The sequence below is a fragment of the Actinoplanes oblitus genome (genome assembly GCF_030252345.1).
Classification (GTDB): Bacteria; Actinomycetota; Actinomycetes; order Mycobacteriales; family Micromonosporaceae; genus Actinoplanes; species Actinoplanes oblitus.
Genome location: NZ_CP126980.1, coordinates 1,602,812 through 1,629,534, shown reverse-complemented (window position 1 = coordinate 1,629,534; position 26,723 = coordinate 1,602,812). Strand labels below are relative to the sequence as shown.

Sequence of the window (26,723 nt, the reverse complement as noted above, 5' to 3'; positions counted from 1 at the left end):
GTGGGCACGTCTGCGCCAGGGAAGTCGGACATGGAGCGAGGTGACGGTCTAGCTGCTCTCTCCGGTCCAGCGAGCGTCCTCGGCATCCCACTCGGCATTGCGCTTCTCGACCGTTTCGAGGGCCCGCGTCGCTTCGTCAGCCGTGGCGAACGGGCCGAGCCGGAATTGGGCGGGACACACGTCGTCGCCGATCTCGACCCGATGGTGTCGGAGGCACCAGAAGTAGCCCGCCCCGCCGAGCCCACTGTCGTTCATTCCATCACTGTGCAACTAAAAACGACCATGCGCTACCGATTCGGGCAAAATGCCCAAGATTTCCATTGTGGAGCCGAGTGGATTGACCGTCATACCCCATCGGAACGAGCCACCCGGCGCATTCGCCCGGCTTCCCGCTCGCATTCACACCACAGAGACCTCATCGAGCGCCACGGAAGCCTGGGAACACAAAGCCGCCCCCGCCGCGGACTCGCGGCGGGGGCGGCTCGTAGGACGGATCAGCCCAGTTCGGCGGCGACCAGCTCGGCGATCTGCACGGCGTTGAGCGCGGCACCCTTGCGCAGGTTGTCGTTGGAGATGAAGAACGACAGGCCGTTCTCCGCCGTCGAGTCCAGCCGGAAGCGGCCCACGTAGGACGGGTCCCGGCCGGCCGCCTCCAGCGGCGTCGGCACGTCGGACAGCTCCACACCGGGCGCGGACGCCAGCAGCTCGCGGGCCCGCTCGACGGAGAGCGGCCGGGAGAACCGGGCGTTCACCTGGATCGAGTGGCCGGTGAACACCGGCACCCGCACGCAGGTCCCGGAGACCAGCAGCTCGGGCAGCCCGAGGATCTTCCGGCTCTCGTTGCGGAGCTTCTGCTCCTCGTCGGTCTCGAAGCTGCCGTCGTCGACGAACGAGCCGGCCTGCGGGATCACGTTGAACGCGATCGGCTTGGGGAAGACCTTGGTCTCCGGGAAATCCACCGCGGACCCGTCGTGGACCAGCTCGAGGGCCCGGTCGGCGACCTTCTTGACCTGCTCGTCGAGCTCGGCCGCGCCGGCCAGCCCGGCGCCGCCGACGGCCTGATAGGTGGTGGCGATGAACGAGACCAGCCCGGCCTCGTCGTGCAGCGGCCGGAGCACCGGCATCGCGGCCATCGTCGTGCAGTTCGGGTTGGCGATGATGCCCCTCGGGCGCACCCTGGCCGCGTCCGGGTTGACCTCGGCCACGACGAGCGGGACGTCCGGGTCCATCCGCCAGGCCGACGAGTTGTCGACGACCACGGCGCCGGCCTCGGCGACGCGCGGCGCGTAGTCCTTCGAGCCGCCCTTGCCGGCCGAGAACAGCACGATGTCCAGGCCGCTGTAGTCAGCGGTCGCCGCGTCCTCGACGGTCACCTCACCGTCACCCCACGGCAGAGTGCGGCCCGCGGAGCGCGCGGAAGCGAAGAGCCGAAGCTCGCTGACAGGGAACGCGCGCTCGGCCAGGATGCGGCGCATGACGCCACCGACCTGCCCCGTCGCGCCGACGATACCGATCCTCATGGCGACCAAAATACGGCCTGAACTGCGTACCAAGAAATCGCCTTGTTCAATATGTGGGATTGTTGTCTCACATTAGAGGACAACGGGACTAGCTTCGAGGGCATGGCGACGTACACCCACGGGCACCACGAGTCGGTCTTGCGCTCACACCGCTGGCGCACCGCAGAGAATTCGGCGGCATACCTGCTGCCGCATCTTTCCTCCGGATTCACCCTGCTGGACGTCGGATGCGGCCCCGGCACCATCACCGCCGACCTGGCGACGCACGTCACACGGGTCACCGCCCTGGAGCAGACCGACGCCGCGCTGGACGTGGCACGTGCCGAGATCGCGCGGCGCGGCCTGGCCAACGTCGACTTCGCGGTCGGCGACGTGCACGCCCTCGACTTCCCGGACGACAGCTTCGACGTGGTGCACGCCCATCAGGTGCTGCAACACGTCACCGACCCGGTCGCCGCGCTGCGCGAGATGCGCCGGGTGACCCGGTCCGGCGGCGTGGTGGCCGCGCGCGACAGCGACTACGCCGGCTTCACCTGGTTCCCGCTGATCCCGGAGCTGGACGAGTGGCTGGCGCTGTACCAGCGGATCGCTCGCGGCAACGGCGGCGAGCCGGACGCCGGCCGCCGGATGCTGTCCTGGGCCCGCGCCGCCGGATTCACCGACGTGACGGCCACCGCGAGTGTCTGGGGCTTCGCCGACGACGCCGACCGGCGATGGTGGGGCGGCATGTGGGCCGACCGCATCCTGAAGTCGGAGATGGCCACCACGGCGCTGCGCACCGGCGCCGCGACGCGGGCCGACCTCGAGCGCCTGTCCGCCGCCTGGCGCGAGTGGTCGGAGTCGCCGGACGGCTGGTTCACCATCCCGCACGGCGAGATCCTCTGCCGCGCCTGACCCCACGGCGGGCGGCTCCGCACCGTTTCCACAGTCGCTGGCAGGTGCGTTTGCTGTGCGGGAGATCGCCGGGTCCGGCAGCGAGGTCGCTCTGACCACGTCCGCCTCGTCCCGGAACGCCGTCTCGGCGGCCGGGGAACCGCCCGGTCGCCGGTCGTGGTCTACGGGTGGTCGGGGTTTGCTTGCCGGGCCATGGAGTTGCTGGTCACGGTCCCGCCCGCCGGCCGACCGATGACCTCGGCTGGTCCTGGTGGTCCTCTCCGGGCCCGGGACACCACCGTGAGTACCAGCCCAACAACCCCAGCTGGCCCTGACGGTGCCATCCGAGCCCCGCACACCACCGTGAGTACCAGCCCAACAACCCCAGCTGGCCCTGACGGTGCTCTCCGAGCCCCGCACACCACCGTGAGTACCAGCCCAACAACCCCAGCTGGCCCTGACGGTGCCATCCGAGCCCCGCACACCACCACGAACACCAGCCCAACAACCCCAGCTGGCCCTGACGGTGCCATCCGAGCCCCGCACACCACCACGAACACCAGCCCAACAACCCCAGCTGGCCCTGACGGTGCTGTTCGGGCCCGGGGTAGGGCGCCGGCACCGACGGTGGCCCGCAGCCCGTGGGTCACTTCAACGGAAACGCGCCCGCCGATGGTTATCCACAGCCTGGCTCGCGGCGCCACCGCGCTTGCGCCACACTGCTTCCGGGGGCCCACCCCCAGGGTGGGCGGGCTGTCGCGGCTGCACGGAATGTGGCCGGTGCGCGGGCCGTGACCGGTCCGCACCCTGTGGCCAGTGCGCGCGACGTGACCGGTGCGCGCGGTGTGACCGGTGCGCGCGGTGTGACCGGTGCGCGCGGTGTGACCAGTGCGCGCGGTGTGACCAGTGCGCGCGGTGTGACCAGTGCGCGCGGTGTGACCAGTGCGCGCGGTGTGACCAGTGCGCGCGGTGTGACCAGTGCGCGCGGTGTGACCAGTGCGCGCGGTGTGACCAGTGCGCGCGGTGTGACCAGTACGCCGCGTGACCAGTACGCCGCGTGACCAGTACGCCGTGTGACCAGTGCGGCCGGTTGCACGGGCTGTCGCCGGTGCGCGAGCGGCCGGCCGGGCGCCGCCCCCGCCGTACCGGAAAGCATCTCCCGCAAGCGGAGCGGGACCGCGACGCATCGTCGCGGTCCCGCATTTCCCCCCGGTGTGGTCCCTGGCCGATCAGAGCGCGTTCGGGCGGAAGGCCCAGTGCCAGGATTCGCGGCGCACGTTCTCGACGAAGCCGTAACGGCCGCCGTTCTTGCGCATCCAGGCGAGCGCTTCCGGGTTGAGGTCCAGGTCGGTGGCCATGCCCCAGCCGTGTTCGCTGGTGCCGGGCTTGGCGGCCAGGCCGCCCTGTGAGTAGAGGCCCTTGCGGCGGGCCAGGTCGACCTGTTCGGTGTACGGACGGTACGAGTCCGTGATGCCGATCTTGACGCCGTCGGCCTTGGCGTCGGCGATCAGCTGGGTGAGTTTCTCGGCGGCCGGGGCCCAGAGCTTGTGCCGGGTGCCGCCGACCTGTTCGAGGGCCTCCGCCGGGATCCGGCCGTTCCCGTACGCGGCGAGATCCTCCGGAATGCCCTTGCCGTTGAGTTTGTAGGCCTGGTCCGCCGCCGAGGTTCCCTGAGCGGCCATGGCGCCCCTCAGGTGGCTGGCGAACGTGCTGGCGCTGGTGCTGGTGTTGCTAGCGGATCCCGAGGTCCGGGTCGCGGTCGCCGTGGTCGCCTGCTGAGTCTGCAACGCCAGGATCCGGCTCTGGATGTCGGCGATGCGCGAGTTCACTCCCTCGATTCCCACGTTCTACTGGTTCGGCGTGGCCACGGAAAACTGAGTCGCTCCGCGATTTTTCCTCAGCCGGTGGCCCTTCCAGCCGCACGGTCAGGTCGAGATCGATCTCCGACGTGCTGTTCTTCCGGTTCGGCAGCACGTTGGTGACCAGCACCAGCAGCGAGCCGACGATCGCGTAGGCGGCGAGCACACCCAGGTGCGGGCCGACCGGCGCGTCCGGGAAGTACAGGTTGTCGCGGACCGCCTGCACGCCGGCGCCGGTGGGCAGGTTCTCGCCGAGCACCCGGCCGAAGGTGGGCAGGAACTCGGGCAGGATGCTGGCCCCGGAGATGACCGTGCCGATCATGAAGTAGAACGCGCCGACCGCCGCGCCGGGCGGGCCGATCACCGCCACCGCGCCGGCCGTCGATCCGGTCACGGCCAGCGAGATCAGCGAGAAGATGCCGAGCATCTCCCACCGGTCGGCGTGGCTGCCGATGCCGAACCAGCTCATCGACCACAGCACCGCCACGGCCGAGCCGACGGCGTAGAGGATCAGCGTGGACAGGTGCGCGACACCGCGGCGCCAGCTGCGCCGGGTGCGCGGGATGAGCCGGCCCAGCCCCATCGACGCGACAGTGCCGCCGAGGGACAGCGCCTGGGTGAGGAAGCCGAGCGACACCCCGTTGACGTCGTCGGCGGGCAGCGGGACCACGTCGGTGACCAGCGGCGGGGCGGTCAGGGACTGGACGGTGACGATGCCCACCCGGCTCGCGGTCTGGGCGAGCCGGGTGACCTGGGCGGCGGTCCGTTGCTGCAGCATCGAGGTGTAGGTGGACCGCAGCAGGCTGGCGGCGGCCGGTCCGGCGGCGCCCGCCACGTAGAGGTGCGGGGTGTCGCCGGTGAGGTCGGCGCCGCCGTACACCTCGCGGCGCCTGATCGCGGTGGTCAGCGCCTCGGCCGCCGGATAGTCGGCCACCTCGAACCGGTCGCCGGCGGTGAGCACGCCGATCACCTCGGCGCGCTGCTCGGCACTGGCGACCAGGCCGACCGGCAGGTGGTGCGGTGCGGCCCGATGCCCCATGCCCAGGTAGTACGCGGTCAGGGCGAGCTGGATGACCATCCCGATGGCGCAGACCGCGAGCGCGAAGCGCCGGAACTGACGGCCCGGCTGGATCTCGTTCTCCTCGATCACCTCACGAGCGTGCCATTCCGGCGGGGTGGAATCAGGCCAAATCGGCCGGGTTGGTGTTCGCCCCGCAGAGCAGGGTGATCACCCGCTCGCCCGGCGCGGGGCGGTAGGCGCCGGAGGTGAGCGCGGCATAGGCGGCGGCGGTGCCGTGCTCGACGACGATGCGCTGGTCGTCCCAGAGGCGCTGCCGGGCGTCGACGATGGCGTCGTCGTCGACCAGCACCGACTCGATGCCGGCGTCGGTGGCGAGTTCGAAGGCGATGTCGCCGGCCCGGCGGGCGCCGAGGGAGTCGGCGGCGACACCGGACACCGGGACGTCGACGGGAGCGCCGTGTCGCAGGGCCGCGTGCAGCGCGCTGGAGGTGACCGGCTCGACGGCAACGATCTTGGCGGTGCCGCGCAGAGCCGCGATGACGCCGCCGATCAGGCCGCCGCCGCCGACCGCGACGAGCACCGTGTCCGCCTGCCCGGCGATCTCCAGGCCCAGCGTGCCGTTTCCGGCGACCATGGCCGGATCGTCGTAGGCGTGGCAGAACAGCGCCTCGGTCCGCTCCCGCGCGGCGGCGTAGGCCTCGGCGTACTCGTTGCCGACCTGGACGACCCGGGCGCCCAGCTTGCCGAGTTTCGCCACCTTCACGGCCGGCGCGGTGACCGGCACGAACACCTCGGCGGGCACGTTCAGCCGGCGCGCCGCGTAGGCAGCCGCCAGCCCGGCGTTGCCACCGGAGGCCGCCACGATGCCGGCCTCGGGTACCTCGCTGCTGAGGATCTTGTTCATCATGCCGCGGGTCTTGAACGACCCCGCGTGCTGCAGGTACTCCAGCTTGAAGAGCCGGCCCGGCTCCGCCTCGATCAGCGGGGTCCGCCGGATCCGGCCCTCGATCCGCCGGGCGGCGGCTTCCACGTCCGCAAGGTTGATCACGGGTCGAATCTAGGCGACGCTCCAGCTCACCTGGCCGGACGGGACGGGTAAGCGCTCCCCGATCAGCCGCGCCAGGTCGAGTAATCGGTTCGAGAAGCCCCACTCGTTGTCGAACCAGCCGCGCACCTTCACCCCGCCGTCCGCTGTCGCCTGGGTGCCGGACGGGTCGAAGAGGCACGAGGCCGGATTGTTCTTGACGTCGATGGAGACGGTCGGGTCCGGGTCGTACGCCAGGATGCCCCGCAGCGGCCCGGCCGCCGCCTCGGCCATCGCCCGGTTGACCTCCTCGACCGTCACCGGCCGCCCGGTCTGCCCGGAGAGCTCGGCCAGCGAGCCGACCGGCGTGGGCACGCAGTAGTAGCTGTACCGCATCTCGCCGATCTCCGGCAGCGCCACCCGGACCAGGTCACCGACCACGTGGTTGTGCGGGATGATGCTCTCCCCGGTGGCCCGGCCCAGCCGCGGATCGTCCCGCGAGGTGCCGATCAGCGAGTCCTGCACCCGCTGCCAGCCCTGGGTGGCCAGCATCACCGAGGTGTTCACCGAGTGCAGCCCGAATCGGTCGAGCAGCACCTTGGCCATCACGGTCAGCGCGTTCACCCCGCAGGAGGCCGGCGAGACCACGTTGTGCACGGCCGGGTCGTAGCTGAGGTGATTGGCGCCGACGACCAGGAAGGCGTCCGGATCGTCGGCCGAGGCGCTGATCACCACCTTGCGGGCGCCGCCGTGGGTGATGTGGGTGCGTGCCGCGGTGCCGGCCCGGAACCGGCCGGTCGCCTCGATCACCACCTCCACCCCCTGCTCGGCCCACGGGATGCGTTCCGGGCGTTCGTGGTGATAGGCGCGGATCGCGTGATCGTTGACCACGAGATAGTCGCCGCGCGCGGTGACAGTGCCCGGGAACGCGCCCCGGATGCTGTCCCGGCGCAGGCCGTACGCCAGCTTCTCGGTGGACGCGATGTCGTTCACCGCGGCGATCGAGATACCCGGATTCGGGGTCGACGCCACGATTCGGGTCAAGCTGCGACCGATCCGCCCGAGGCCGTTGATCCCGATCGCGACAGTCATCGAGCGCTCCTCGACTCCGCTGCTGTTATGCCTTCCCCGTCCGCCCAGAACACCTCTGTTTCACAGAAGAGTCCACTCGGCGTCACGGCTCCGACACTATGAGTTGTGCAAGTTGCACGTCAACGGAAGACGATGTCACACAGCCGAATGATGACCATCAAAGCCCCGGCAACAATGTGGAGCACGTTACGGCATGCTGGAGACGTGCCCATACTCCTCTCCTACGCCACCTCGGACGCACCGTGGGCACAGTGGATCAACCGATCCCTGCAGGCAGCGGGGCATGTGGTGGAAATGCAGCCGGCCGGGGTCGACTTCGCCGATCGGATAGGCGCTGCGCTATCCGGACCGGATCTGGTGGTCATTTTGGTCTCCCGGGAGCATCGAGCGTCCGATTCGGACTGGGCCGAGGTGCCCCTGGCGCCCGGCCTGGTGGCACTGCTCCTCGATTCCGGATCGCCGCCCGCCGCGCTCCGCGCCACGAACTGGAAAAGCCTCTATGACCTGGACGAAGAGGAGGCACTGGAGGTCTTGATGGTCGCTGTCGGCGGCCCGCGAAACCCTTTTTCGCGTACGCCGTGATTGCGGGCGTGTTTGACTTACGTCCGATTGGGGTATCAAGATCATATTTGGGAAGGGTGAACCAGTTTCCGACTCTGATCCCAGTGTGCATGAATCGCCGAAACTCGCCCTCGCCGCGGGAGAAATACGGTGCCGGGGCCTCTCGCGGCCCGCACCCGCCGTCAGGCGAAGGCGCGGTAGAGCAAGAGCAGCCCGATCGCCGTCCCGAACGTCACGATCACCCACTTGAGCACCTTGCCCGGCAGCCGCCGGGCCAGCCGGGCCCCCGCGTAGCCGCCGACGACGGTGGCCGGTGCCAGCACCGCCACCGCATCCCAGCGCACATCCGCGAAGAGCGCGAACACCAGCAGGGTGACCAGCCCCACCGTCGCCGACAGCACGTTCTTCAGCGCGTTGATCCGCTTCAGCGGCTCGTCCAGCACCAGTGCCAGCGCCGCCACGTACATCACCCCCAGCGCCGCACCGAAGTACCCGCCGTACACCGCCCCGACGAACACCACGGCCTGCACCGTGACCGCGGCCCGTCGCGCCGACATGGCCCGCGGATGCCCCACCAGCCCGCGCAGCCGCTCCTGGAAGGCCAGCGTCGCCGCCGCACCCAGCACCAGGAACGGCACGACCACCTCGAACACCCGCCCCGGCGTGGACAGCAGCAGCACACATCCGGCCAGCGTCCCGAGCGCCGCGGCGGGCAGCACCGCCCGCACCCGCCGCCCCTGCCCGGCGAGGTCCGCCCGGCTTCCGGCGACGCTCGACACGTACCCCGGGAACACCGAGACCGAGTTGGTGACGTTGGCGGCCACCGAGGGCAGCCCGGTCGCGATCAGGCTCGGAAACGTGATCAGCGAACCGCCCCCGGCGATCGCGTTCACCGCTCCGGCCGCGACACCGGCGATGCCCAGCAACAAGATGTGCGACAGATCCATGATGCGAGCGAATCTACGTCCTCACCCGGCCTCGGCCCCGCCTTCTCACGAGATCACGCCCGCGCCGGCTTCCGAGATCGGAAACCGGACCGGGTGCACTGCCGGTGACCGGCCGGGACGTACTATGGCGACGCGACGGACGAGTCGGCTGGGCGGCCGCGTCGGTGCCCGCGGGCATCGCCGAGGAACGTCCGGACTCCGCAGAGCAGGGTGGTTGTTAACGGCAACCCGGGGCGACCCGCGGGACAGTGCCACAGAAAACAGACCGCCGGCCGGTGCCAGCACCGGCCGGTAAGGGTGAAACGGTGAGGTAAGAGCTCACCAGCGCCCCGGGTGACCGGGGCGGCTAGGTAAACCCCACCCGGAGCAAGGCCAAGCAAGGCCGGGACCGCGAGGCCCCGGCCGGCGCAGGCGTTCGAGGGCTGCTCGCCCGAGCCTGCGGGTAGGCTGCATGAGCCTGTCGGCAACGGCAGGCCGAGATGGATGGCCGCCACCGCGGACCGCGAGGTCCCGGCCACAGAATCCGGCGTACAGGCCGGCTCGTCCGCCGCCTCGAGGCCACGATCGTCGGGGCGGCGCCGGCCAGGCCCGGCGCGAGTTCGGCCCCGTCCGCCATGCGGCGCCCCGGCCGCGGCGTTCATGGCAGATTCGCTCATTCAGCTCGGATTTCTGCCGATGACACCGGCGGTGATCGGTGGTCGCGGAAACGGAGTGGATACGGTGCGTGGCTGGCGGTGTTCAGCGTGGCCCGGATGACGCGGGGTTCCATCGGGCAACCGCGGATCAGGCCCTCGCTGGCGGTGCTCACGGTCGTGGTCATGGTGGCGGTTGTTGCCGTTGCGCCGTCGCTGAGCTCGGCGTTGCAGGAGTTGATGTACGCGCTGACCGGGTTCGGCTCGGCCACCGTCATCGTCGTCGCCGCGCGCCGGCACCGGCACCGGCGGGCACACCAGCCGGCCTGGTTGCTGCTGGCTGCCGGCCTCGGGTGCGGAGCGCTGGCCAACACCATCTGGGGCATCCAATACGGGTTGGGTCTGCCGGGAGCGCCTCGGTTCTCTGTCGTCGACGTGCTGTACTTCGCGATGTATCCCCTGCTCGCGGCGGCGTTGGCGATGCTGCCCGAACGGCCGCCGGGCAGTTCGCGCTGGACCGGCTGGGCCGAGGCCGGCATCGTGGCCTGCACCGGAGCGATTCTGGCCTGGATCCTGCTGTACGACCCGTATCTGATCGACGAGGGTCGGATGCCCGGGGATGCCGGGGCGGTCTGCTACCCGGTATTGGACGTGCTGCTGATCGCCATGGCCGTTCGGCTGCTCGTCGCGCAGCGACGGCTCACCCGGACACACATCGCCTTGCTGGTGATGGCCGTTCTCCTGGCGGCCGCGGACGTCGCGTACTTCCTGTCGGTGACGTTGGGCGGCGCGTGGTCCGGCCCCGCGCCCAGCGTCATGGCGTGGCTCGTCGCGTTCACGCTTCCAGCATTCGCTGCGGCGGGGCCGGAGCCCACCGTCGGCTCCCGCACCGCCGCCGGGGAGATGGGTAGCTGGCGTACCGTGCTGCTGCACGGCGTGCTCGTCCTGATCGGCCCCGCGGCGACCTGCTACGCCCTGGTACAGGACGAACGAGAAGGTCAGCTCAACGGCTACGACTTCATCGTCCCGCTCTCGGCGACCGCGGCGATCGCCGTGCTGCTGGTCGTTCGCATGACCATCGCCCAGCGGCAACTGCACCGGCATGCCACCTCGCTCACCGAGGCGCTGGCCGAACAGCAACAGCTACAACGCTCGCTGCGGCACCTGGCCGACCACGACGCTTTGACCGGATTGCCGAACCGGCGCCGGCTCGAACAACATCTCGCCTCACCCACTCCGCGGGCTGTGCTACTGCTGGACCTCGACGACTTTCAGGACGTCAACGACCGGCTGGGACACACCATCGGTGACCAGTTGCTGCTCGCGATCGCGCAGCGCCTACAAGCCACTCTCGCTCCGGGCGAGTTGCTCGCCCGCACCGGCGGCGACGAATTCGTTCTCCTGGTGCCCGCCGCCGATTCGCCCGACGCCGTAAGCCGCGCCAACAGCCTGCTCCATCTGCTGCGCGCGCCGATACCGGTGGGCGAGCACATGTTGCACATCACCGCCAGCATCGGCGTACGGCTGCCCGACGCAGCCGCTGACGTGGTGCACCGGCTCGGTGACGCCGACCTCGCGCTGTATGCGGCCAAGGCCGCGGGCAAGGACTGTGTCAGCCAGTACGACCCGGCGTTCCGCACCCGGCAGACCGAACGCATTCGCATCGTGGAGCGGCTACGCCACGCCCTGAACGCCGGCGAACTGACCGTGCACTTCCAGCCCATTGTCGAGCTCGACACGGGTACGACGGTCGCCGTGGAAGCGCTGGCTCGCTGGCTGCCCCCCGGTGAACCGCCGATCGGCCCGGACAGGTTCATCCCGGCCGCCGAGGACAGCGGCCTGATCATCGCCCTCGGCGAATGGGTGCTGCGCCGCGCCTGCGCCGACGCCGCACCCTGGCACCGGGCGAACGGCGTCACGCTGACCGTCAACGTATCCCCGCGGCAGCTCGCCGACGACGAGTTCACCACGAAGGTTCGCGCCGCGCTCACCGACAGCGGCCTGCCACCGACCGCGCTCACCCTGGAGATCACCGAGGGCATCCTGGTCAGTGCCGGCCACCACAGCGCCCAAGCCCTCGCCCACCTGCAGACCCTGCGCGCCGACGGCATCCGGATCGCCGTCGACGACTTCGGCACCGGCTACTCCTCCCTGGCCTACCTGCGCGTCCTGCCGATCGACACGCTGAAGATCGACCGATCGCTGATGCCCGCCGACGAACACGACATCCGCCAACTCGCCCTCGTCCGCGCGGTGATCGACCTTGCCCGTAGCCTGGACCTGACAACGGTCGCCGAAGGCATCGAAACGGCTGTCCAGGGAGAGTTGCTGCACCGCATCGGCTGCGACCGGGGCCAGGGCTACCACTACGCCCGGCCCATGCCTGCCGCCGAACTAGCCGCCTTCACCGCTTCGACAGTTCTCGGCGCGGCGTGACACCCCGTCGGCCTGACTCCTTGTCATGATCCGAGTGGTGAAGAGCTACTTTCGCGTGTCGCCGCCAGCCTGTGGAGCAGATCAGCGGCCGTGAAGGGTTTCTCGAGGAAGGCGATGTCCTCGTCGAGGATGTGGGTGGTGCCGAGAAGTCCGTTGCTGTAGCCGGACATGTAGAGCACGGGAAGATCCGGCTGACGTTCGTGCAGCGACTCGGCCAGACGTCGCCCGGAGACGCCCGGCATGATCACGTCAGTGAGCAGGGCGTCGCAGCCATGCTGCTCGTACAGGTCCAGCGCTTCGCCGGCGTCGGCAGCGGTGAGCACATGGTATCCGGCCCTGCTGAGGATGCGGGTGACCACGCGGGCGAGAGCGGGCTCGTCCTCGACCACCAGCACGGTGCTGCCGTCGCCGCGCGGCGGTGCCGTACGGTGCGCCGGCGGGATCGCCGTCGTGTCGGTTACCGCCTTCGCCAACGGAAGGTAGACCCGGAAGGTTGTGCCTGTGCCCAGCTCGGAGTACACGTTGATGCTGCCTCCGCATTCGGTCACGATGCCGTAGACGGTGGCCAGGCCCAATCCGGTGCCTCGACCCTGAGGCTTGGTGGTGTAGAACGGCTCGAAGATCCGCTTGGCGGTTTCCGGCGACATGCCCTCGCCAGTGTCGCTGACCAGCAGGCGGGCGTAGGTGCCGGCGGGCAGGGGCGGTTGCATGTTGACCTCCTCGCCGTCCAGCGTGGCGGTATTGGCCTCCAGAACGAGGGCGCCGCCCTCGGGCATGGCGTCACGGGCGTTGAGCGCCAGGTTCAACAACACCTGCTGAAGCTGACCCGGATCGGCGTGCACGATCAGCGGCTGCGGCGAGGGCACCGCGATCAGGTCGATGTGCTCGCCGATGGTGCGCTCCAACATCATCTGCACTTCGGTGACCGCCGCGTTGAGGTCGACGTCCTGCGGCTGGATGGCCTCCGCACGGGTGAACGTCAGCAGCTGCCGGGTCAGGTTGGTCGCCCGCTCCACCGCCGTACGTACCTGGGTCAGGTCGGCTTGCACCTCCGGCCGGTCAGCGGTCTCCTCCGCCACGAACTCGGTGTAGTTGGCGATGATCGCCAGGATGTTGTTGAAGTCGTGAGCGACACCGCCGGCCAGCTTGCCGAGGCTCTCCATGCGCTGTGCCTGGTTGCTGCGCTCCTGGATGGCGCGCCCGCGTTCGGCGGCCTCCTTCGCCGCGGTGATGTCCCGCGCGACGGCAGAAGCACCGATGACCGTACCTGCCTGATCGTGGATCGGTGCCATCGTCAGCGCGACGTCGACGAGAGTCCCGTCCTTGCGCAGCCGCCGCGTCTCGTAGGCCATGCCGCGCTCGCCGTGCCGGATCCGGGCGAGGACGTCCGCTTGCTCGCCCGAGCCGGTCTCATCGGCCAGCATCGTGGCGGGCCGGCCGAGGACTTCCTCAGCCGGGTATCCGAACAGGCGTTCCGCCCCGCCGTTCCACGCCGTGATGATGCCCTCCGGGGTAACGCCGACAACCGCGTCGTCGGTGTGCTCGACCACGGTCGCCAGGGTGGCCCGATGAGCCTCGGCGACATCGCGGGCGGCGCGTTCACGGGCGTCGGCTTCGTCCAGCCGGTACTGACCCCACGGGTCCACATAAATCGCGCCTTTACCGAGCAGAACTCCATAGGCCCGGCGTAGCGTCCAGTAGTAGACGCCCATCGCGGCGGTGAAAAGGTCCCACATCGCCGAGGTCCAGGTCCACCCGGCAGCCTCCATGTGCATCTGGTGAGTGGCCGGAACCTGCATGACGGTGCGGTACGCCATCACCGCGTGCAGTCCGTGACCGACCGCGCAACTGAAGAAGATCAACGCGGTGGCGGTGGCAAGCCTGTTGGTGCGTAGCTGTCCCGCTCGAGCGACCGGAACTACGATCGCCACCGTGATCGCCGCGTAGGCCACCATGATCACCAGATTGCCCATGAGAAAAATCTGGTCCGGCATGCCCTTCCGTTCGGACAACCATCCGGCAACCTGAGCGAGCCGCAGGTCAGACCGATCGCCGGCGCCTTGGCCACCTTGAGGACGTCAAGCCAGTAGACCGAAGCCTCATCGGCATCGGCGTGCCACCGAGTACCCGCCGCCCCGACCTCATCGGACCGGCCGGTCTCATGGGCACCCATCGGGCAATCATCGGCGCATCCCGGACGATCTCGCGGTGCCCTGAAGACGCCCGGAGTCGGAGCCGCTCAGCCGCGTCGCCCAGCGCTCACTTCGTGCCGGCGGTCCGGGTGACCGGCACCGGTTCGCCTTGGATGTCCAGGACCGCTCGATCGCCCAGCGGCCTCGCCAGGTTCAGCACCGCTGTACGGGACGCGCCGATCAGGGCGCACGTGCCGCTGCCACCACCGTTCGGCTGCTCCAGCACGATGACCGTCGCGGCCCGGTCCGACTCGATCGGCTCGGCCGCGTAGTCGATGCCGCACGGTTGCGTCGCCGGCTCCGGCGATCCGATGAAGGAGACCGTCATGCGGGTACCCCGGGCGTCCAGGGTGGCGGAGTCGATGGACAAGCCGGAACTCACCACAGCGGAGTTCGCGGCGGACGGGCCGGCCCCGGGAGCCCGCGCCCCGGCCAGGCTCGCGTCGTAGCGGGCCAACACCGCCCGGGCGGCCTGACGCTGTTCCTCCCAGCTCGCGCCCTTGGCCAGACCAGCGGCACCGCCGTCATCCTCCTTCGTGGCACAGCCGGCGAGCAGCAGCACGATCACCAACGCCGCCGGCCGAGACGATCCAGCCACTCTGACACCTCCTCAGCACGGTCGGGCCACCGAGCCGGCCTCGATCACCGAAGCAGGTCGACCACCTTTGAACCGATCACCGTTAACCTGTGCTCATGGATACGTCCGCGTGGGTGATCGTGCTCTCCCACCGCTACGAACGACGCCACGACGACTACCGCGACCCCGTCACGGTTTGACTGCGCGGCTGGGGCATCGACTGGATCCCGTTCCGCGACGGCGAACTCCGGCGGGACGGGTGCCACGACTGGGTCACCTGGCGCGTCCGGCGGACGGCGCTGGAGCGGCTCGGGATCACCGTCGGACCCGGACCTGCTGGGTCACCTCGGGATGGGGATGGGCCGCCTGCGGATAGGCCGGCTGCGCGAAGAACTCCTCCAGCTCCACCTGCTCCAGCACGTCCTTCGCCGCGCGTACACGAGCCCTTTCGACGGCCTTGGCCCCCCGCGACCGGGCGGCGTCCTCAGCGGCCTTGGCCGCCTGGTTCGCGCGACGGGTGACCGCCGCCTTCGCCGCCCGCTGCCGGGCCACCTCCGGGTCGAGGCGCCGCGCCGGGCGCACGTCGGCGGTCGCCTCGACCTCGCGGGCCTCGATCGCCGCGAAGTCCGGCCGGATCTTGGCGGCCACCCATTCGACGCCCGCGACCAGGCCGACCACCAGGGCGAAGATGACCCGCAGACCGAGCGGTCCGGGCGCCGCGAAGTTCACCGCCGCGGAGATGCTGACCACCAGCACGAGGACCTTGAGCGCGGCCCGGCGCGCGTCCTGGGCCATCCCGGCGGTCTGGCTGATCGTGAGCATGGAGAGCATGGCCAGATCAAAAACGGCCGGCACTATCCAGGAGAACAGCCCGGCGCCGAGGCTCACCAGGTAGTGCCCCTGGTGCAGGTAGCTGGCGGCGAGCGCGCCGGCCAGGATCCCGTTGTTGGCGCGTTTGATGGTCCGGATCGCCTTCAGCATGCCCGGCACCGCGCCCTTGGCGTATTCGGCGGCGAACTGCTGCGTCAGCGTCATCTGCGCCGGCATCGCATGTCCCCCTCGACGCGAAGAACCTTCGGATGAACAGGCCAGACGCTACCGGAGAGTCGGTCGAATAGGGGCAAGGTTCGCAACGGACCGCAAGGTCCGCAATAAATCCAAAACCGATGTGGGTACGCCCTGAGCACGCGCGCCGCGCCCCGGCGGCGGGACGCGGCGCGCGTGCTCAGAAACGGACCAGATCAGGTGGAGGAGACGGTGTCGACAGCGGCGGCCTTCTCCCGCTCGATCCGCGGGTCCCCCTCGTCGGCGAAGTAGTCGTCGGGCGTCGTGCCGTCCACGCCCGGAGCCACCTTCATCACCCGCAGCCACCAGGTGGCCAGCACCGCGACCGCCAGGTTCACCAGCACCGCCACGAAGCCCACGTAGATCGTCTTCGAGGAGTCGAGGCCGAACTCGGAGAGCGGGAACGCCGACCCGCCGAAGTGCGCGCGTTTGGTGGCCGCGTTCGGGATCTGCCAGAGCATCCAGAACGCCAGCAGCATGCCGGCCGCCCAGCCGGCGATCAACGCGCCCCGGTGCAGCCACCGGCCGTACAGGCCGAGGACCACCGACGGCCCGGTCTGCAGGATGATCACGCCGCCGATCAGCTGCAGGTCGATGGAGAACTGCGGGTCCAGGAAGACGATGAACGCGACCGCCCCGATCTTCACCACCAGCGAGGTGATCTTGGCGACACTCGCCTCCTGGGCCGGGGTGGCATCCCGCTTCAGGTACTCCTTGTAGATGTTGCGGGTGAACAGGTTGGCGGCGGCGATCGACATGATCGCGGCCGGCACCAGGGCGCCGATCCCGATCGCGGCGAACGCGACGCCGGCGAACCAGGCCGGGAACTTCATGTCGAACAGCAGCGGCACCACAGTGTTGCTGTCCACGCTGCCGGCCTTGGCACCGGGCAACGGCTTCACCCCGGCCGCGATGGCCATGAAGCCGAGCAGCGCGATCAGGCCGAGCAGGAAGCTGTACGCCGGCAGCGCCGACATGTTCCGCTTGATCACGCCCCGGTTCCGGCTGGCCAGCACCCCGGTGATGCTGTGCGGGTAGAGGAACAGCGCGAGCGCCGAGCCGAGCGCCAGGGTGAAGTACTGCACCTGGTTGTTGGCGTTCAGGATGATCCCGTCGCCGGGCGCCGGAGAGGCGGTGAACTTCGCGTCCGCCGCGTCGAAGATCGCACCCCAGCCACCCAGCTTGTACGGCAGGTAGATGACCGCCACCGCGATCACGATGTAGACCAGGGTGTCCTTGACGAACGCGATGAGCGCCGGCGCCCGCAGCCCGGACTGGTACGTGTACGCCGCCAGGATGGCGAACGCGATGATGATCGGCGCGTGCCGGGCGAGCGGGCTGTCCCCGGTCACGCCCATCGTCTTGAGCACCGCCTCGATGCCGACCAGTTGCAACGCGATGTACGGCATGGTGGCCACGATCCCGGTGATGGCGATCAGCAGCGCCAGGGTCGGCGAGTCGTACCTGGTGCGGACGAAGTCGGCAGGCGTGACGAAGCCGTGCCGGTGCGACACCGACCAGAGCCGGATCAGCACCAGGAAGAAGAGCGGGTAGATCACCACGGTGTAGGGCACCGCGAAGAACCCGGCGGCGCCGGCGCCGAACATCAGCGCCGGGACGGCGACGAACGTGTACGCCGTGTACAGGTCACCGCCGACCAGGAACCAGGTGATCCAGCCGCCGAAGCTGCGCCCGCCCAGCCCCCACTCGTCGAGGTGCGCCATGTCCTGCGGGGCGCGCCACTTGGCTGCCACGAAGCCCATGCCGCTGACGAGCAGGAACAGGACCGTGAAGACGACGATCTCGGTGATGTGGTCGCTCATGGCCGGTCCACCCGCTTCCGCTTGGTCATCTGGTAGACCAGCGTGGTGGTACCGACGCCGAGCAGGATGAGGGCGAGCTGCAGCCAGTAGAAGAGCGGGAATCCGGCGAGCCTCGGCTCGACGTGGTTGTACAACGGGGTCAGCAGCGGCACCACGATCGGCACCAGCAGCAACCAGTTCCAGGGACTGCTATCGGTACGTGGTGGTGGGGACTTCGGCTCCGCCATGATCCACCTCCCTCAATGTAGCGAGACAGTGCGTGTAGCTCTCGTCACGCTAACGAGGCACCCGGAGCATTGGCGATCAAAGTGCGCCGAACGGGCGAGGCGGTGCGCCGAACGGCACACCGTCTCATTGCCCGGAACGCGGGCCCTCAGAAGAGGCCCACCGCCACGGTCTTGGTGAGCGTGGCGTTCTCGTCGTCACCGTCGAGCGACCACATCATCGCGCCACCGAGACCACGGCTGCGGATGTAGAGAGTCTTCTGCAGCAGTACGGCCGGATCGTCGTACGTCCAGAAGGTGTTGCCGTCGAAGAGCCAGGCGTGACCGGCCCGCAGGTCCCGATGCACGGCGTAGCCCTGTGCCGGCAGTTTCTTGAGGGTCTTGTAGTCCTCGGTGCCGGCGGCGAAGACGCCCGGCGCCGGGCCCGCGGCCGGCTGGAACAGCCCGTTGCCGGTGCCGGTGACCCCGGTCCAGCCCTGCCCGTAGTACGGCAGGCCGACCACCAGCTTGCGCTTCGGCGCGCCGCCGGCCAGCCAGGCGTCCACCGTGTTCGCCACGGAGAAGTCCGGGTTGTCCGGCGCGCCGGCCGGCACCCGCAGCGCCGACTGCTGGTTGGTCCGTGCCTCCCAGGTGCCGTGGTAGTCGTAGCCCTGCAGGGTGCCGAAGTCCAGGTACTTGAAGATCTTGGCGGCCTCGAAGCCGGCATCGATCTTGGCCGGGGCGGCCGGCAGGAACGCGGTCAGGTCGTAGTGCCTGCGGTTGCTCTTGCCGAGCCGGTCCAGCTGGGCCCGGAACTCCGCGGCCAGCAGGGTGAAGTTCTGCTTGTCCTCGGGCCGGATCACATTGCCGGCGTTACCCGCCGACCCGGGCCACTCCCAGTCCAGATCGACGCCGTCGAAGATGCCGGCCGCCACGCCCTCGGTCAGGCCGGGCAGGTTGCCCTTGATCCAGAGGTCGACACAGGACGACACCAGCTTCTTGCGGGAGGCGTCGGTGAGCGCCGCGTCCGAGAAGTACGCCGAGCCGCTCCAGCCGCCCAGCGAGATCAGCACCCGCAGCCTCGGGTTCTTCTTCTTGAGCTCGGCGAGCTGGTTGAGGTTGCCGGCGATCGGCTGGCCCGCCACGTCACCGACGCCGTCCACACTGTTCGCGTCGGAGAACGGGGTCTGCCAGTCGGCCCACGGGTCGGCGGAGGCGCAGACGCCCTCCGCGGTCACCGGGCCGAACGCGTAGTTGAGGTGGGTGAGACGGGCTGCGGCGCCCGAGTTCTGCACCTTGGCCAGCTGGAAGTCGCGGCCGTAGATGCCCCACTGGGTGAAGTATCCGACTTTCACGTAATCACGAGAAGCGGAGGCGGGTGCGGGCGCGCCGGCCACGACGGCGGTGACGGCCGCGGTGACCGCGACGAGACTGCGGGTGAAACCCTTCATGAGCCCCCCAGGAGCGAAACGGTTAAGAACGTTTCCTGATCGAGGAAACTAAACGTTTCGACCTGGGAGGGTCAATGCCTTCTATCGAAGATGGGCTGTCTCGTTCACGGACCGCACCGCGATGTTCCCGTCCGGCCAGATGTCCATGGTGGATACGCCCGCCGCGTCCAGGAACAGCCGGTGCAGGAACGCGTCACCGGCCGCCAGGGCGTCGCGGAGGATCAGCTTGATCGGCGACACGTGCGAGACCACCACGACGACCTGTCCGGGGTACGCCTGCACGATCTTCGCCATCGCGCCGCGCACCCGCTTGGCCACCGCCTGGAACGACTCGCCCCGCGGCGGCGCCACGCTCGTCGACTCCAGCCAGGCCGCCATCTCCCGCGGCCAGCCCTCCTGCACCTCGGCGAAGGTCTTGCCCTCCCAGAGCCCGAAGTCGCACTCGATCAGGTCGTCCAGCACGGTCACCGGCATCCCGCCCACCTCGGCGGCGATCAGCTCGGCGGTCCGTACGCAACGGGCCAGCGGCGAGGTCAGCACCGCGCCGACGTCCCGGGACAGCCCGGCCACCCGGCCGGCCGCGGCCATCGCCTGCGCCTCGCCCTCGTCGGTGAGCGGCACGTCGCCGCGACCGGAGTACCGGCCCTGCGCGGTCATCGCCGTGGCGCCGTGCCGGACCAGGATCAGCCGGGTGGCGTTCTCCAGCGACGGCGGGGCCCAGGATTTGGCCGCCGGCGCCTCCGGCCGCTGCGGCGCGGACTCGGTCTCGCCGTCCATCGCCCGGTTGGCCAGGGCGTCGGCGTCCTTGTTGCGCTCCCGTGGGATCCAGCCGAAAGTGACCGACTCGAACGTGGCGACCAGGCCGGCCGCCTCGGCGGCGAGCGGGCGCAGACCCGGGTTCTTGATCTGCCAGCGGCCGGACATCTGCTCGACCACCAGCTTGGAGTCCATCCGGACCTCGACCCGGGTGGCGTTCAGCTCGGCGGCGGCCCGCAGACCGGCGATCAGGCCGGAGTACTCCGCGACGTTGTTGGTGGTGGTGCCGAGGGCGGCGAACCGCTCCAGCAGCACCTCGCCGGTGGCCGCGTCCTTCACCACGGCGCCGTACCCGGCCGGACCGGGGTTGCCCCGGGAGCCGCCGTCCGCCTCGACGACAACCCGCAGGTCACCGCTCACAGGCCCGACTCCGACGTCCGCACCATGATCCGGCGGCACTCCTCGCAGCGCACCACCTCGTCGGCCGGTGCGGACTTCACCCGGTTGAGGTCGGCGCCGTACAGCTCGATCCGGCAGGCGCCGCAGCGGCCGGCGTAGACCAGCGCCGCGCCCATCCCGGTCTCAGTGCGGATCTTGTCGTACAGGGTGACCAGGTCGGCCGGCAGGTCGTTGGCGAGCGGGCCGCGGGAAGCCGCCTTGAACTCCTGCTCCTTGACGATCTCGGCGGACGTCTCGTCACGCCGCCGCTCGGCGTCGGCGCGCCGCCGTACCGCCGCGGTGATCCGCTCCTGCACCTCGGCCAGCGCCGCGACCGCGGTCTCCCGCTGCTCCATCAGCTCCAGCTCGGCGTCCTCCAGCTCCGACTGCCGCCGGTTGAGCGTGGCCAGCTCGTGCTGCAAGCCCTCGACCTGCTTCAGCGAACCACCCGCGTCCAGCTGCTTCTGGTCCTTCGCCTTGCGCTGCCGGACCTGGTCGATGTCCTTCTCGAACCGGGAGATGTCCCGGTCCAGGTCGTCGACGGCGACCTGGGCGCGGACCCGCTCGTCCTCCAGCGCGGAGATCTCCCGGGCCGCCGCCTCGATCTCGGCGAGCTCGGGCAGACTCTTGCGGCGGTGTGCCAGCTGAGCCAGGGCGGTGTCGACGGCCTGCAGGTCGAGCAGGCGGCGCTGAGCTTCCGGGGCGGCCTTCACGGGTGGGTCTCCTTCGACACAGAAGCGACATGAACGGTCCAGGGGTCCGTGTCCAGGTCGGACACCACCACTTCGACGGGGAACTGGGTACGCAGCCAGGACGCCACCTCGTCGAGCCAGGGACGCTCGGTGGCCCAATGGGCGGCGTCGAGCAACGCCGGGCCGTCGTTCGCGAGGTGCTCGCTCACCGGATGGTGCCGCAGGTCCGCGCAAAGATACGCGTCCACTCCGGCACGGGCCGCGCCGGCCAGGAAGGAGTCGCCCGCGCCACCGCAGACGGCGAGCGTACGAATCACCCGATCCGGGTCGCCGGCGGCGCGCACCCCGGCGGCGGTGGCCGGCAGCCGGTCGGCGGCCAGGGCGGTCAGATCGGCCAGGGTGAGCGGCTCGGGAAGGTCACCGATGCGGCCCACGCCGCGGCCCTCGCCGGCGGCCGCGCCCTCGGCCGGCGCGAGCGGGCGCAGCCCGGTGAGGCCGAGCCGGGCGGCGAGCGCGTCGGAGACACCGGGGTTCGCCACGTCGGCGTTGGTGTGCGCGGTGTAGAGCGCCACCTCGGCCCGGATCAGCCGATGGACGAGCCGGCCCTTGAACGTGTCCGGGGCGAGCGACGACACCGGTTTCAGCAGCAGGGGGTGGTGGGCGACGATCAGGTCGGCGCCGATGGCGAGGGCCTGGTCGACGGTCTCCGGCACGCAGTCCACCACGCACAGCACGCGGGAGACGGCGTGCTCGAACTCGCCGAGCACCAGGCCGACCCGGTCCCAGGACTCCGCCCAGTGCCGGGGGTACCGCCCGTCGAGGGCGTCGACCACCTGACGAACGGCCGGGGTCCCGACCGGCCCGGTCACCGCGTCACCTCGCCGGTCCGGCCGCCGGGCACACTACGGCGTCTCTGGGTGCAGTCGGTCACGCCCGCAAACTCTACTTGGCTAGGAAACCGCCCCAGGCTCGACTCGGCTGGCCGCCGTGATCGGGTTGCTGACCGCCTGGAGCGCACGGCGCCACGGGAACTGCCCGCGGAACCGGTCGGTCTGGCCCGGACCGCCCAGCCGGCACACGTCCTCGCCGTACAGCACGTGCACGCCCCAGTCGCGGAGCTTGGCCAGACTCTCGTGCAGGGCCGGGTGCAGGGCCATCACCTTGTTGGTGTACGGGACGACGGCGGTCGGCACGCCGTACCCGTACCCCTCCACGAGCAGGCCGAGCACCAGCGTGTCGGTGATCCCGGCGGCCCACTTGTTGACGGTGTTGACGGTGGCCGGCGCGACGATCATGGCGTCCGCCGGCGGCAGCACGTCCGGGTCGCCGGGACTCTTGTAGAAGGTACGCACCGGATGTCCGGTCTGGGTCTGCAAAGCCGTCACGTCGACGAACTTGCGACCGTCCGGGGTCGTGATCACGCACACCTCCCAGCCGTCCCGCTGGGCCATGCTGACGAGGACTCCGACGTCCCGGGCCATCGGTGAGCCGCACACGAGGACGTACAGCACACCGGGTGAGGGGTTACCGGCCATCACGCGCTGACCCACCTCATACGCCGACTCCCATCTGTTCGGCCAGCTCCGCGATCGGAGCCGGCGGCGTGCCCCGGGTACGCCGGAGCACGTCGGAAAGGACTTCGTGGGCGAGCGGACGGCAGCGGATCTCCGAGGGGGCGAGCCGGTCGCCCTCCAGCAGCATCTCGCCGGCTTTCTCCACGTCGCCGATCTGTGTGTAACCGCGAGCGATGTCCAGGTAGTGATGCGCCCGCCGCTCCGGCAGCATGGCGTGGAACCCGGCTTTCTCCATCCGCTCGTGCGTCTCCACCGCGGTCCGCCCGTCGCCGAGCTCGACCGCCGTCGCACAGCGGTGCAGCTGGACGTTCGTCGGCCCGAAGGACGTCCAGTAGTGGTTGAAGTCGCCGCCCAGCTCCCGGGCGGCCTGCTCGGCGCCGCTGAGCAGGTCCCGCACTGTCGCTCTGTCGCCGATCCGGGAGGCCGACATCGCCCCGTTGAGCAGCAGCATCCCGTACACCGAGAGCTGCTCGGCCTCGGGCCGGGACGGCCCGGGCGCGAGCCGGTTCGCGATGTTCACGTTGACCTCGAGCGACGGGCGCACCCGTCCGAGCGCGAGCAGGGCGCTGCCCACCCGGTAACTGGCGAGCCCGGCCAGCAGCTGGTCGCCGGCCCGCTGGGAGACCGCTATCGATCGGTCCGCGGCCAGCCAGGAGAGCTCGTGCTCGCCCACTTTCCGCAGCGCCGAGGAGGCGATCTGGTAGACCTGCCCGAGCAGGTGCGCGGCCTTCGGCGCCTGCTCGCTGTTGGCGTGCGCGCTGTCCGCCGCCTGGGCGTCGCGCAGCAGCTTGGGCAGCGCGCGGGCCAGCACGCCGTACTTCGCGTGCTGATAGGTCAGCCAGGCGTGGCTGACCGCTTTGTGCATCTCCGCCAGCGGTGGTGACTGCGGCACCGCCTGGAAGAACGCGCTCATCTGGTCATATCGCTCCAGAGCCGCTCGAATCTCCTCGACCTCCACCTGGTCGATACAGTTCTGCGTCTCCGGTTTGCGCTCCACCTCCTTGCCCAGCAGCAGCTGGACATCGACCTGGAGCACGTCGGCGATGTCGTAGACCACGGAGAACTTGTCGAGTCGGCGAACCCCCCGCTCCACCTTGTCGACCCAGCTCTTGCTCTTGCCCAACCGGTCCGCGAAGACCTGTTGAGACATCTTGCGCCTGCCCCGCCAGTAGGCGACGCGGCGGCCGATCGGCAGCTCGTCCACGGTGCCTCCCCCACTCACCCGGCGGCCCGTCCGCCGGTGAGCCATCCGGTGACCTGCAGTCTGAACCGCTCACGTGTGCACAGATCGCACAACGTGTGTGATCGCCTGCTCACCGATGCTCGTAGTTTTTTGTGCAAGTTGCAAAGGGTGGATCTGACCGGCCCAACGACGTTCGCGTCGATGGGATACGGCCTCGACACCCGACTTGGCGGCAGCAGAACCGGATCCTGGGGGAATCAGGCCATGCAGTGGACCAACCGTCAGCCGTTCGTCCGTCAGCCATTCGTCCCACCGTCGCTTCTCGACCGCCTCGACCGGGTGCGCCTGCGCCGGGCCGCACAGGCGTTCGCCGGGCACGGCTGGGCGGTCGCACCCGGCGCGGTGCTGACCGGCCCGCGCTTCGACTGCGGGCGCCCCGGATGCCCGATCACCGGTTGTCATCCGGCCGTCGACTCCCTCGCCGAGTCGGCCACCACCGATCCCGGCCGGGTGGCCGGATGGTGGCGGCACCGGCCGCACAACGTGCTGCTCACCACCGGCGACGCCTTCGACGTGCTGGAGGTGCCGGCCGTGCTGGGCCGGCCGGTCGCCGAACGGCTCGGCGACGCGGCCGGGCCGGTCGCGGTCACCACCGCCGGTCGCTGGATGTTCCTGGTCCGGCCGGGCTGCCCGCTGCGGGCCGAACTCGACCTGCGCCAGGACGTGGTCCGCCATGGGCAGGGCTCGTGGATCCCGGCTCCACCGAGCCGGCTGGTGGAGGGACCGGTGCGCTGGGCGATCCCGCCCGGCCAGGTGGGCTGGACGCTGCCGGACCCGGAGAGGGTGCAGGAGATGCTGGCCGCGAACGTGCGCCGGGCGGCCGCCAAGCCGCTCGTGCCCCGCCAGCTCTCCACGCTGCGCCGGGCCGCCTAGATCCTGGTCCGGCATCCGATCGGATGCCGGAGCACGACCTGGCCCGGGGCCGCCGGAACCGGAACCGCCGGAACCGGACACGCGTCCCTCGCCGGCCACCTCATCGACTCCGGCGGCCGGTTGCCGGGCGTGGGCACGGGAACACATGTCATCCGACAAGCTATCCCGGACCCTGGCGTGGGGCGAGTCACCCGAACAGATGACGCTGATGAATGAAAATCAGGCGGCCAGGTCGCGGTAGGCGGCGATCACGGCGGCGGTGCGGTCGGCCAGCTCCGGTCCGCTCTCCGCGACCGGCACGCCGCCGACCCGGGCCAGCGCCCGCTCGGCGTGCCGGGCGGTCGCCGCCACCTGCTGCTCGCTGATGAAGCTCTCCCCCGCCCGGGCCGCCGCGTCGATCGCCCGCAGGATGCCCTCGGCCGCCGCGCCGGTCTCCCGCCACAGCTCATCGGCCCGCTCCCGCTGCAGGTCCGCGGCGATCCGGGCCGGGCTGTCCGCCGGGATGTCGGCGTCCCGGGTCGCCTCCAGGCCGGCCAGCACCCGGCGCAGCTCCTGACGCCGGGCCAGCAGGGTGGCCAGCTCGTCCAGGGCGCGGGTGAGCGAGCGGTCGGCCAGCTCGGCGTCGATCATGCCGCCCAGCGCCGGCCAGGTCTTGCGCACCCGGCGCGAACCGGCCAGGGCGCGCGCGAACGCCCGCCGCTCCGGCTCGGTCCACAGCACCCGCGACTGCGGGTCACGCGGCGTCGCGAACGCGGCGAACTGGGCGCCCCGGGCCTGCCCGCGGGCGAACCAGACGATCAGGGCGGCGCTCGCGGTCGCCGGCAACCACCAGGACAGCCCGGTCGCCGAGAGCAGCGCGGTGGCGAAGACCAGGGCCAGGGCTAGGCGCGCGGTGCGCGCCAGACGAACCTCGCGGGTGCGCACGGCAGGCGGTCGCGGCACGGCCTGCACCAGAGTTCCGGTACGCCGGGAGCGGGCGCGCCCGGTCCGGAGCCGTACCGGGCGGGACGAGACGACGACCTTCTCGTCGTCGGCGCCGATGTACAGGTCCGTGCTCACCGCGCCTCCCTCACCCGGGGTCCGGGCGGGCCCGAACCGCCGAGGGGAAACCGGCCGGACCCGCCCATCTGCGGTGCTTCCCGCAGGTACCAGTAGGGATCGGAGCCACGCCGGCGGACTTGAGCCGCCTCCGGTTGCGCTGTCGGTGCGAGCCGGTGCCCGGATCCGGCGACGGCCGGCCGGGCCGATCGGCAGGTGTCCCGGCGGGCCGGGCGGCCACCCGGGCGGGCCGCCGGTGACCCCGGTCTCGCTGACCCGGCCACCGCCCGGCACACCCCGGAAAACTGTCAGAGGGTAACCCTACGGTCGCCCCATGACCGACACAGCACTCCGGAACTCCCCGATCACCCTCGACCGTCGCCTCCTGCTCGGTGAGACGGACTATCAGGTCACCGTCTTCCCCACCGAGGACCAGCGGCTCGACCTCTGCATCGTGAGCAGCGACGACGACGGCCAGGTGGTGAGCGAGATCAGCGGCAGCCTCGCACCGACCGACCTCCCCGGCCTCACCGAGGTGCTGACCTCCACACTGGCCGGCCTGATCGCGATGACCGGCCCGCCCGGCACCGGACCGGCCACCACCCCGACGCCCCGGCGCCACCCACCCAACCAGGGCGCCCGCTGGACCCCGGCCGACGACGCCCGGCTCCGCGCCCGCTACCACGAGGGCGCCGGCCAGGCCGAGCTCGCCGCCGAGTTCGGCCGCACCACCGGCGGCGTCCGGGCCCGCCTGGAACACCTCGGCGAGATCCCACCGGGCGGCCGCTGGCGCCCACCACGAGCCGACCCACCGGACCCGACCACCCCGTGAC

24 protein-coding genes and 1 other RNA gene are annotated in these 26,723 nt (G+C 70.5%); 6 read left to right on the top strand and 19 right to left on the bottom strand.

Annotated features, from left to right (window positions below):
- Positions 1-48: 48 nt before the first annotated feature.
- On the bottom strand, positions 49-255 hold the full coding sequence (locus Actob_RS07610; RefSeq protein ID WP_284919347.1) for a hypothetical protein: 207 nt from the start codon (positions 253-255) through the stop codon (positions 49-51).
- 239 nt (positions 256-494) lie between these two features.
- A complete protein-coding gene (locus Actob_RS07605) occupies positions 495-1,520 on the bottom strand; it encodes an aspartate-semialdehyde dehydrogenase (RefSeq protein ID WP_284919346.1) in 1,026 nt (341 codons plus the stop codon).
- A gap of 102 nt (positions 1,521-1,622) precedes the next feature.
- Here Actob_RS07605 and Actob_RS07600 point away from each other — a divergent pair, with 102 nt between their 5' ends.
- The gene (locus Actob_RS07600) at positions 1,623-2,414 is read left to right on the top strand and encodes a class I SAM-dependent methyltransferase (protein WP_284919345.1); all 792 of its coding nucleotides are present in this window, start codon (positions 1,623-1,625) and stop codon (positions 2,412-2,414) included.
- A gap of 1,208 nt (positions 2,415-3,622) precedes the next feature.
- On the opposite strand, the gene Actob_RS07595 is transcribed toward Actob_RS07600, so the two are convergent.
- From Actob_RS07595 to Actob_RS07580, 4 genes are read right to left on the bottom strand one after another with little or no spacing between them, the layout of a single operon-like run.
- Positions 3,623-4,075: a M15 family metallopeptidase gene (locus Actob_RS07595; RefSeq protein ID WP_284919344.1), complete on the bottom strand. Its 453-nt coding sequence runs from the start codon at positions 4,073-4,075 to the stop codon at positions 3,623-3,625.
- A gap of 49 nt (positions 4,076-4,124) precedes the next feature.
- Positions 4,125-5,402 (bottom strand): ABC transporter permease, encoded by a 1,278-nt coding sequence (locus Actob_RS07590; RefSeq protein ID WP_284919343.1) that lies wholly within the window; start codon positions 5,400-5,402, stop codon positions 4,125-4,127.
- Positions 5,403-5,433: 31 nt separating this feature from the next.
- Positions 5,434-6,321 (bottom strand): serine/threonine dehydratase, encoded by an 888-nt coding sequence (locus Actob_RS07585; RefSeq protein WP_284919342.1) that lies wholly within the window; start codon positions 6,319-6,321, stop codon positions 5,434-5,436.
- A gap of 9 nt (positions 6,322-6,330) precedes the next feature.
- The gene (locus tag Actob_RS07580) at positions 6,331-7,389 is read right to left on the bottom strand and encodes a type I glyceraldehyde-3-phosphate dehydrogenase (protein ID WP_284919341.1); all 1,059 of its coding nucleotides are present in this window, start codon (positions 7,387-7,389) and stop codon (positions 6,331-6,333) included.
- Positions 7,390-7,593: 204 nt separating this feature from the next.
- Here Actob_RS07580 and Actob_RS07575 point away from each other — a divergent pair, with 204 nt between their 5' ends.
- Positions 7,594-7,971, top strand: coding sequence for a toll/interleukin-1 receptor domain-containing protein (locus tag Actob_RS07575; RefSeq protein WP_284919340.1), 378 nt, complete (start codon positions 7,594-7,596; stop codon positions 7,969-7,971).
- A 161-nt stretch (positions 7,972-8,132) separates the two neighbouring features.
- On the opposite strand, the gene Actob_RS07570 is transcribed toward Actob_RS07575, so the two are convergent.
- Positions 8,133-8,897 carry a sulfite exporter TauE/SafE family protein gene (locus tag Actob_RS07570; protein ID WP_284919339.1) on the bottom strand — a complete coding sequence of 255 codons (765 nt, stop codon included), beginning with the start codon at positions 8,895-8,897 and terminating at the stop codon, positions 8,133-8,135.
- Between the two features lie 140 nt (positions 8,898-9,037).
- Between Actob_RS07570 and rnpB the strand changes: the two genes are divergently transcribed.
- Together rnpB and Actob_RS07560 are read left to right on the top strand one after the other, a co-directional pair.
- Positions 9,038-9,444, top strand: an RNA gene (gene rnpB / locus Actob_RS07565) — RNase P RNA component class A.
- A gap of 67 nt (positions 9,445-9,511) precedes the next feature.
- A complete protein-coding gene (locus Actob_RS07560) occupies positions 9,512-11,965 on the top strand; it encodes a putative bifunctional diguanylate cyclase/phosphodiesterase (RefSeq protein ID WP_284919338.1) in 2,454 nt (817 codons plus the stop codon).
- 23 nt (positions 11,966-11,988) lie between these two features.
- Here the strand turns inward: Actob_RS07560 and Actob_RS07555 are convergent, their stop codons facing one another.
- The 11 genes from Actob_RS07555 to Actob_RS07505 form a co-directional block, all read right to left on the bottom strand.
- Complete coding sequence (locus Actob_RS07555) at positions 11,989-13,959, bottom strand: PAS domain S-box protein (RefSeq protein ID WP_284919337.1); 1,971 nt, start codon at positions 13,957-13,959, stop codon at positions 11,989-11,991.
- Between the two features lie 265 nt (positions 13,960-14,224).
- The gene (locus tag Actob_RS07550; RefSeq protein ID WP_284919336.1) at positions 14,225-14,755 is read right to left on the bottom strand and encodes a hypothetical protein; all 531 of its coding nucleotides are present in this window, start codon (positions 14,753-14,755) and stop codon (positions 14,225-14,227) included.
- A 294-nt stretch (positions 14,756-15,049) separates the two neighbouring features.
- On the bottom strand, positions 15,050-15,781 hold the full coding sequence (locus tag Actob_RS07545; RefSeq protein ID WP_284919335.1) for a hypothetical protein: 732 nt from the start codon (positions 15,779-15,781) through the stop codon (positions 15,050-15,052).
- 194 nt (positions 15,782-15,975) lie between these two features.
- Positions 15,976-17,622 (bottom strand): monocarboxylate uptake permease MctP, encoded by a 1,647-nt coding sequence (gene mctP / locus Actob_RS07540; RefSeq protein WP_284919334.1) that lies wholly within the window; start codon positions 17,620-17,622, stop codon positions 15,976-15,978.
- A complete protein-coding gene (locus tag Actob_RS07535; RefSeq protein WP_284919333.1) occupies positions 17,619-17,849 on the bottom strand; it encodes a DUF3311 domain-containing protein in 231 nt (76 codons plus the stop codon). Before Actob_RS07535 ends, mctP begins: the two co-directional genes overlap by 4 nt.
- Before the next feature lie 146 nt (positions 17,850-17,995).
- On the bottom strand, positions 17,996-19,276 hold the full coding sequence (locus Actob_RS07530) for a glycoside hydrolase family 18 protein (protein ID WP_284919332.1): 1,281 nt from the start codon (positions 19,274-19,276) through the stop codon (positions 17,996-17,998).
- An 81-nt stretch (positions 19,277-19,357) separates the two neighbouring features.
- On the bottom strand, positions 19,358-20,452 hold the full coding sequence (locus Actob_RS07525; protein WP_284919331.1) for a bifunctional RNase H/acid phosphatase: 1,095 nt from the start codon (positions 20,450-20,452) through the stop codon (positions 19,358-19,360).
- The gene (locus tag Actob_RS07520) at positions 20,449-21,183 is read right to left on the bottom strand and encodes a zinc ribbon domain-containing protein (RefSeq protein ID WP_284919330.1); all 735 of its coding nucleotides are present in this window, start codon (positions 21,181-21,183) and stop codon (positions 20,449-20,451) included. The genes Actob_RS07525 and Actob_RS07520 overlap by 4 nt, the downstream gene beginning before the upstream one ends.
- Positions 21,180-22,031, bottom strand: coding sequence for a Nif3-like dinuclear metal center hexameric protein (locus tag Actob_RS07515; protein WP_284919329.1), 852 nt, complete (start codon positions 22,029-22,031; stop codon positions 21,180-21,182). Before Actob_RS07515 ends, Actob_RS07520 begins: the two co-directional genes overlap by 4 nt.
- 81 nt (positions 22,032-22,112) lie before the next feature.
- Positions 22,113-22,697, bottom strand: coding sequence for a flavoprotein (locus tag Actob_RS07510; RefSeq protein WP_284922259.1), 585 nt, complete (start codon positions 22,695-22,697; stop codon positions 22,113-22,115).
- Between the two features lie 16 nt (positions 22,698-22,713).
- Positions 22,714-23,940, bottom strand: coding sequence for a helix-turn-helix domain-containing protein (locus Actob_RS07505; RefSeq protein ID WP_284919328.1), 1,227 nt, complete (start codon positions 23,938-23,940; stop codon positions 22,714-22,716).
- Positions 23,941-24,183: 243 nt separating this feature from the next.
- Here Actob_RS07505 and Actob_RS07500 point away from each other — a divergent pair, with 243 nt between their 5' ends.
- The gene (locus tag Actob_RS07500) at positions 24,184-24,852 is read left to right on the top strand and encodes a bifunctional DNA primase/polymerase (protein WP_284919327.1); all 669 of its coding nucleotides are present in this window, start codon (positions 24,184-24,186) and stop codon (positions 24,850-24,852) included.
- Between the two features lie 219 nt (positions 24,853-25,071).
- Here the strand turns inward: Actob_RS07500 and Actob_RS07495 are convergent, their stop codons facing one another.
- On the bottom strand, positions 25,072-25,911 hold the full coding sequence (locus Actob_RS07495; protein WP_284919326.1) for a hypothetical protein: 840 nt from the start codon (positions 25,909-25,911) through the stop codon (positions 25,072-25,074).
- 313 nt (positions 25,912-26,224) lie between these two features.
- On the opposite strand from Actob_RS07495, the gene Actob_RS07490 reads away from it, so the two are divergent.
- Positions 26,225-26,722: a hypothetical protein gene (locus tag Actob_RS07490; protein WP_284919325.1), complete on the top strand. Its 498-nt coding sequence runs from the start codon at positions 26,225-26,227 to the stop codon at positions 26,720-26,722.
- Position 26,723: the final 1 nt, after the last annotated feature.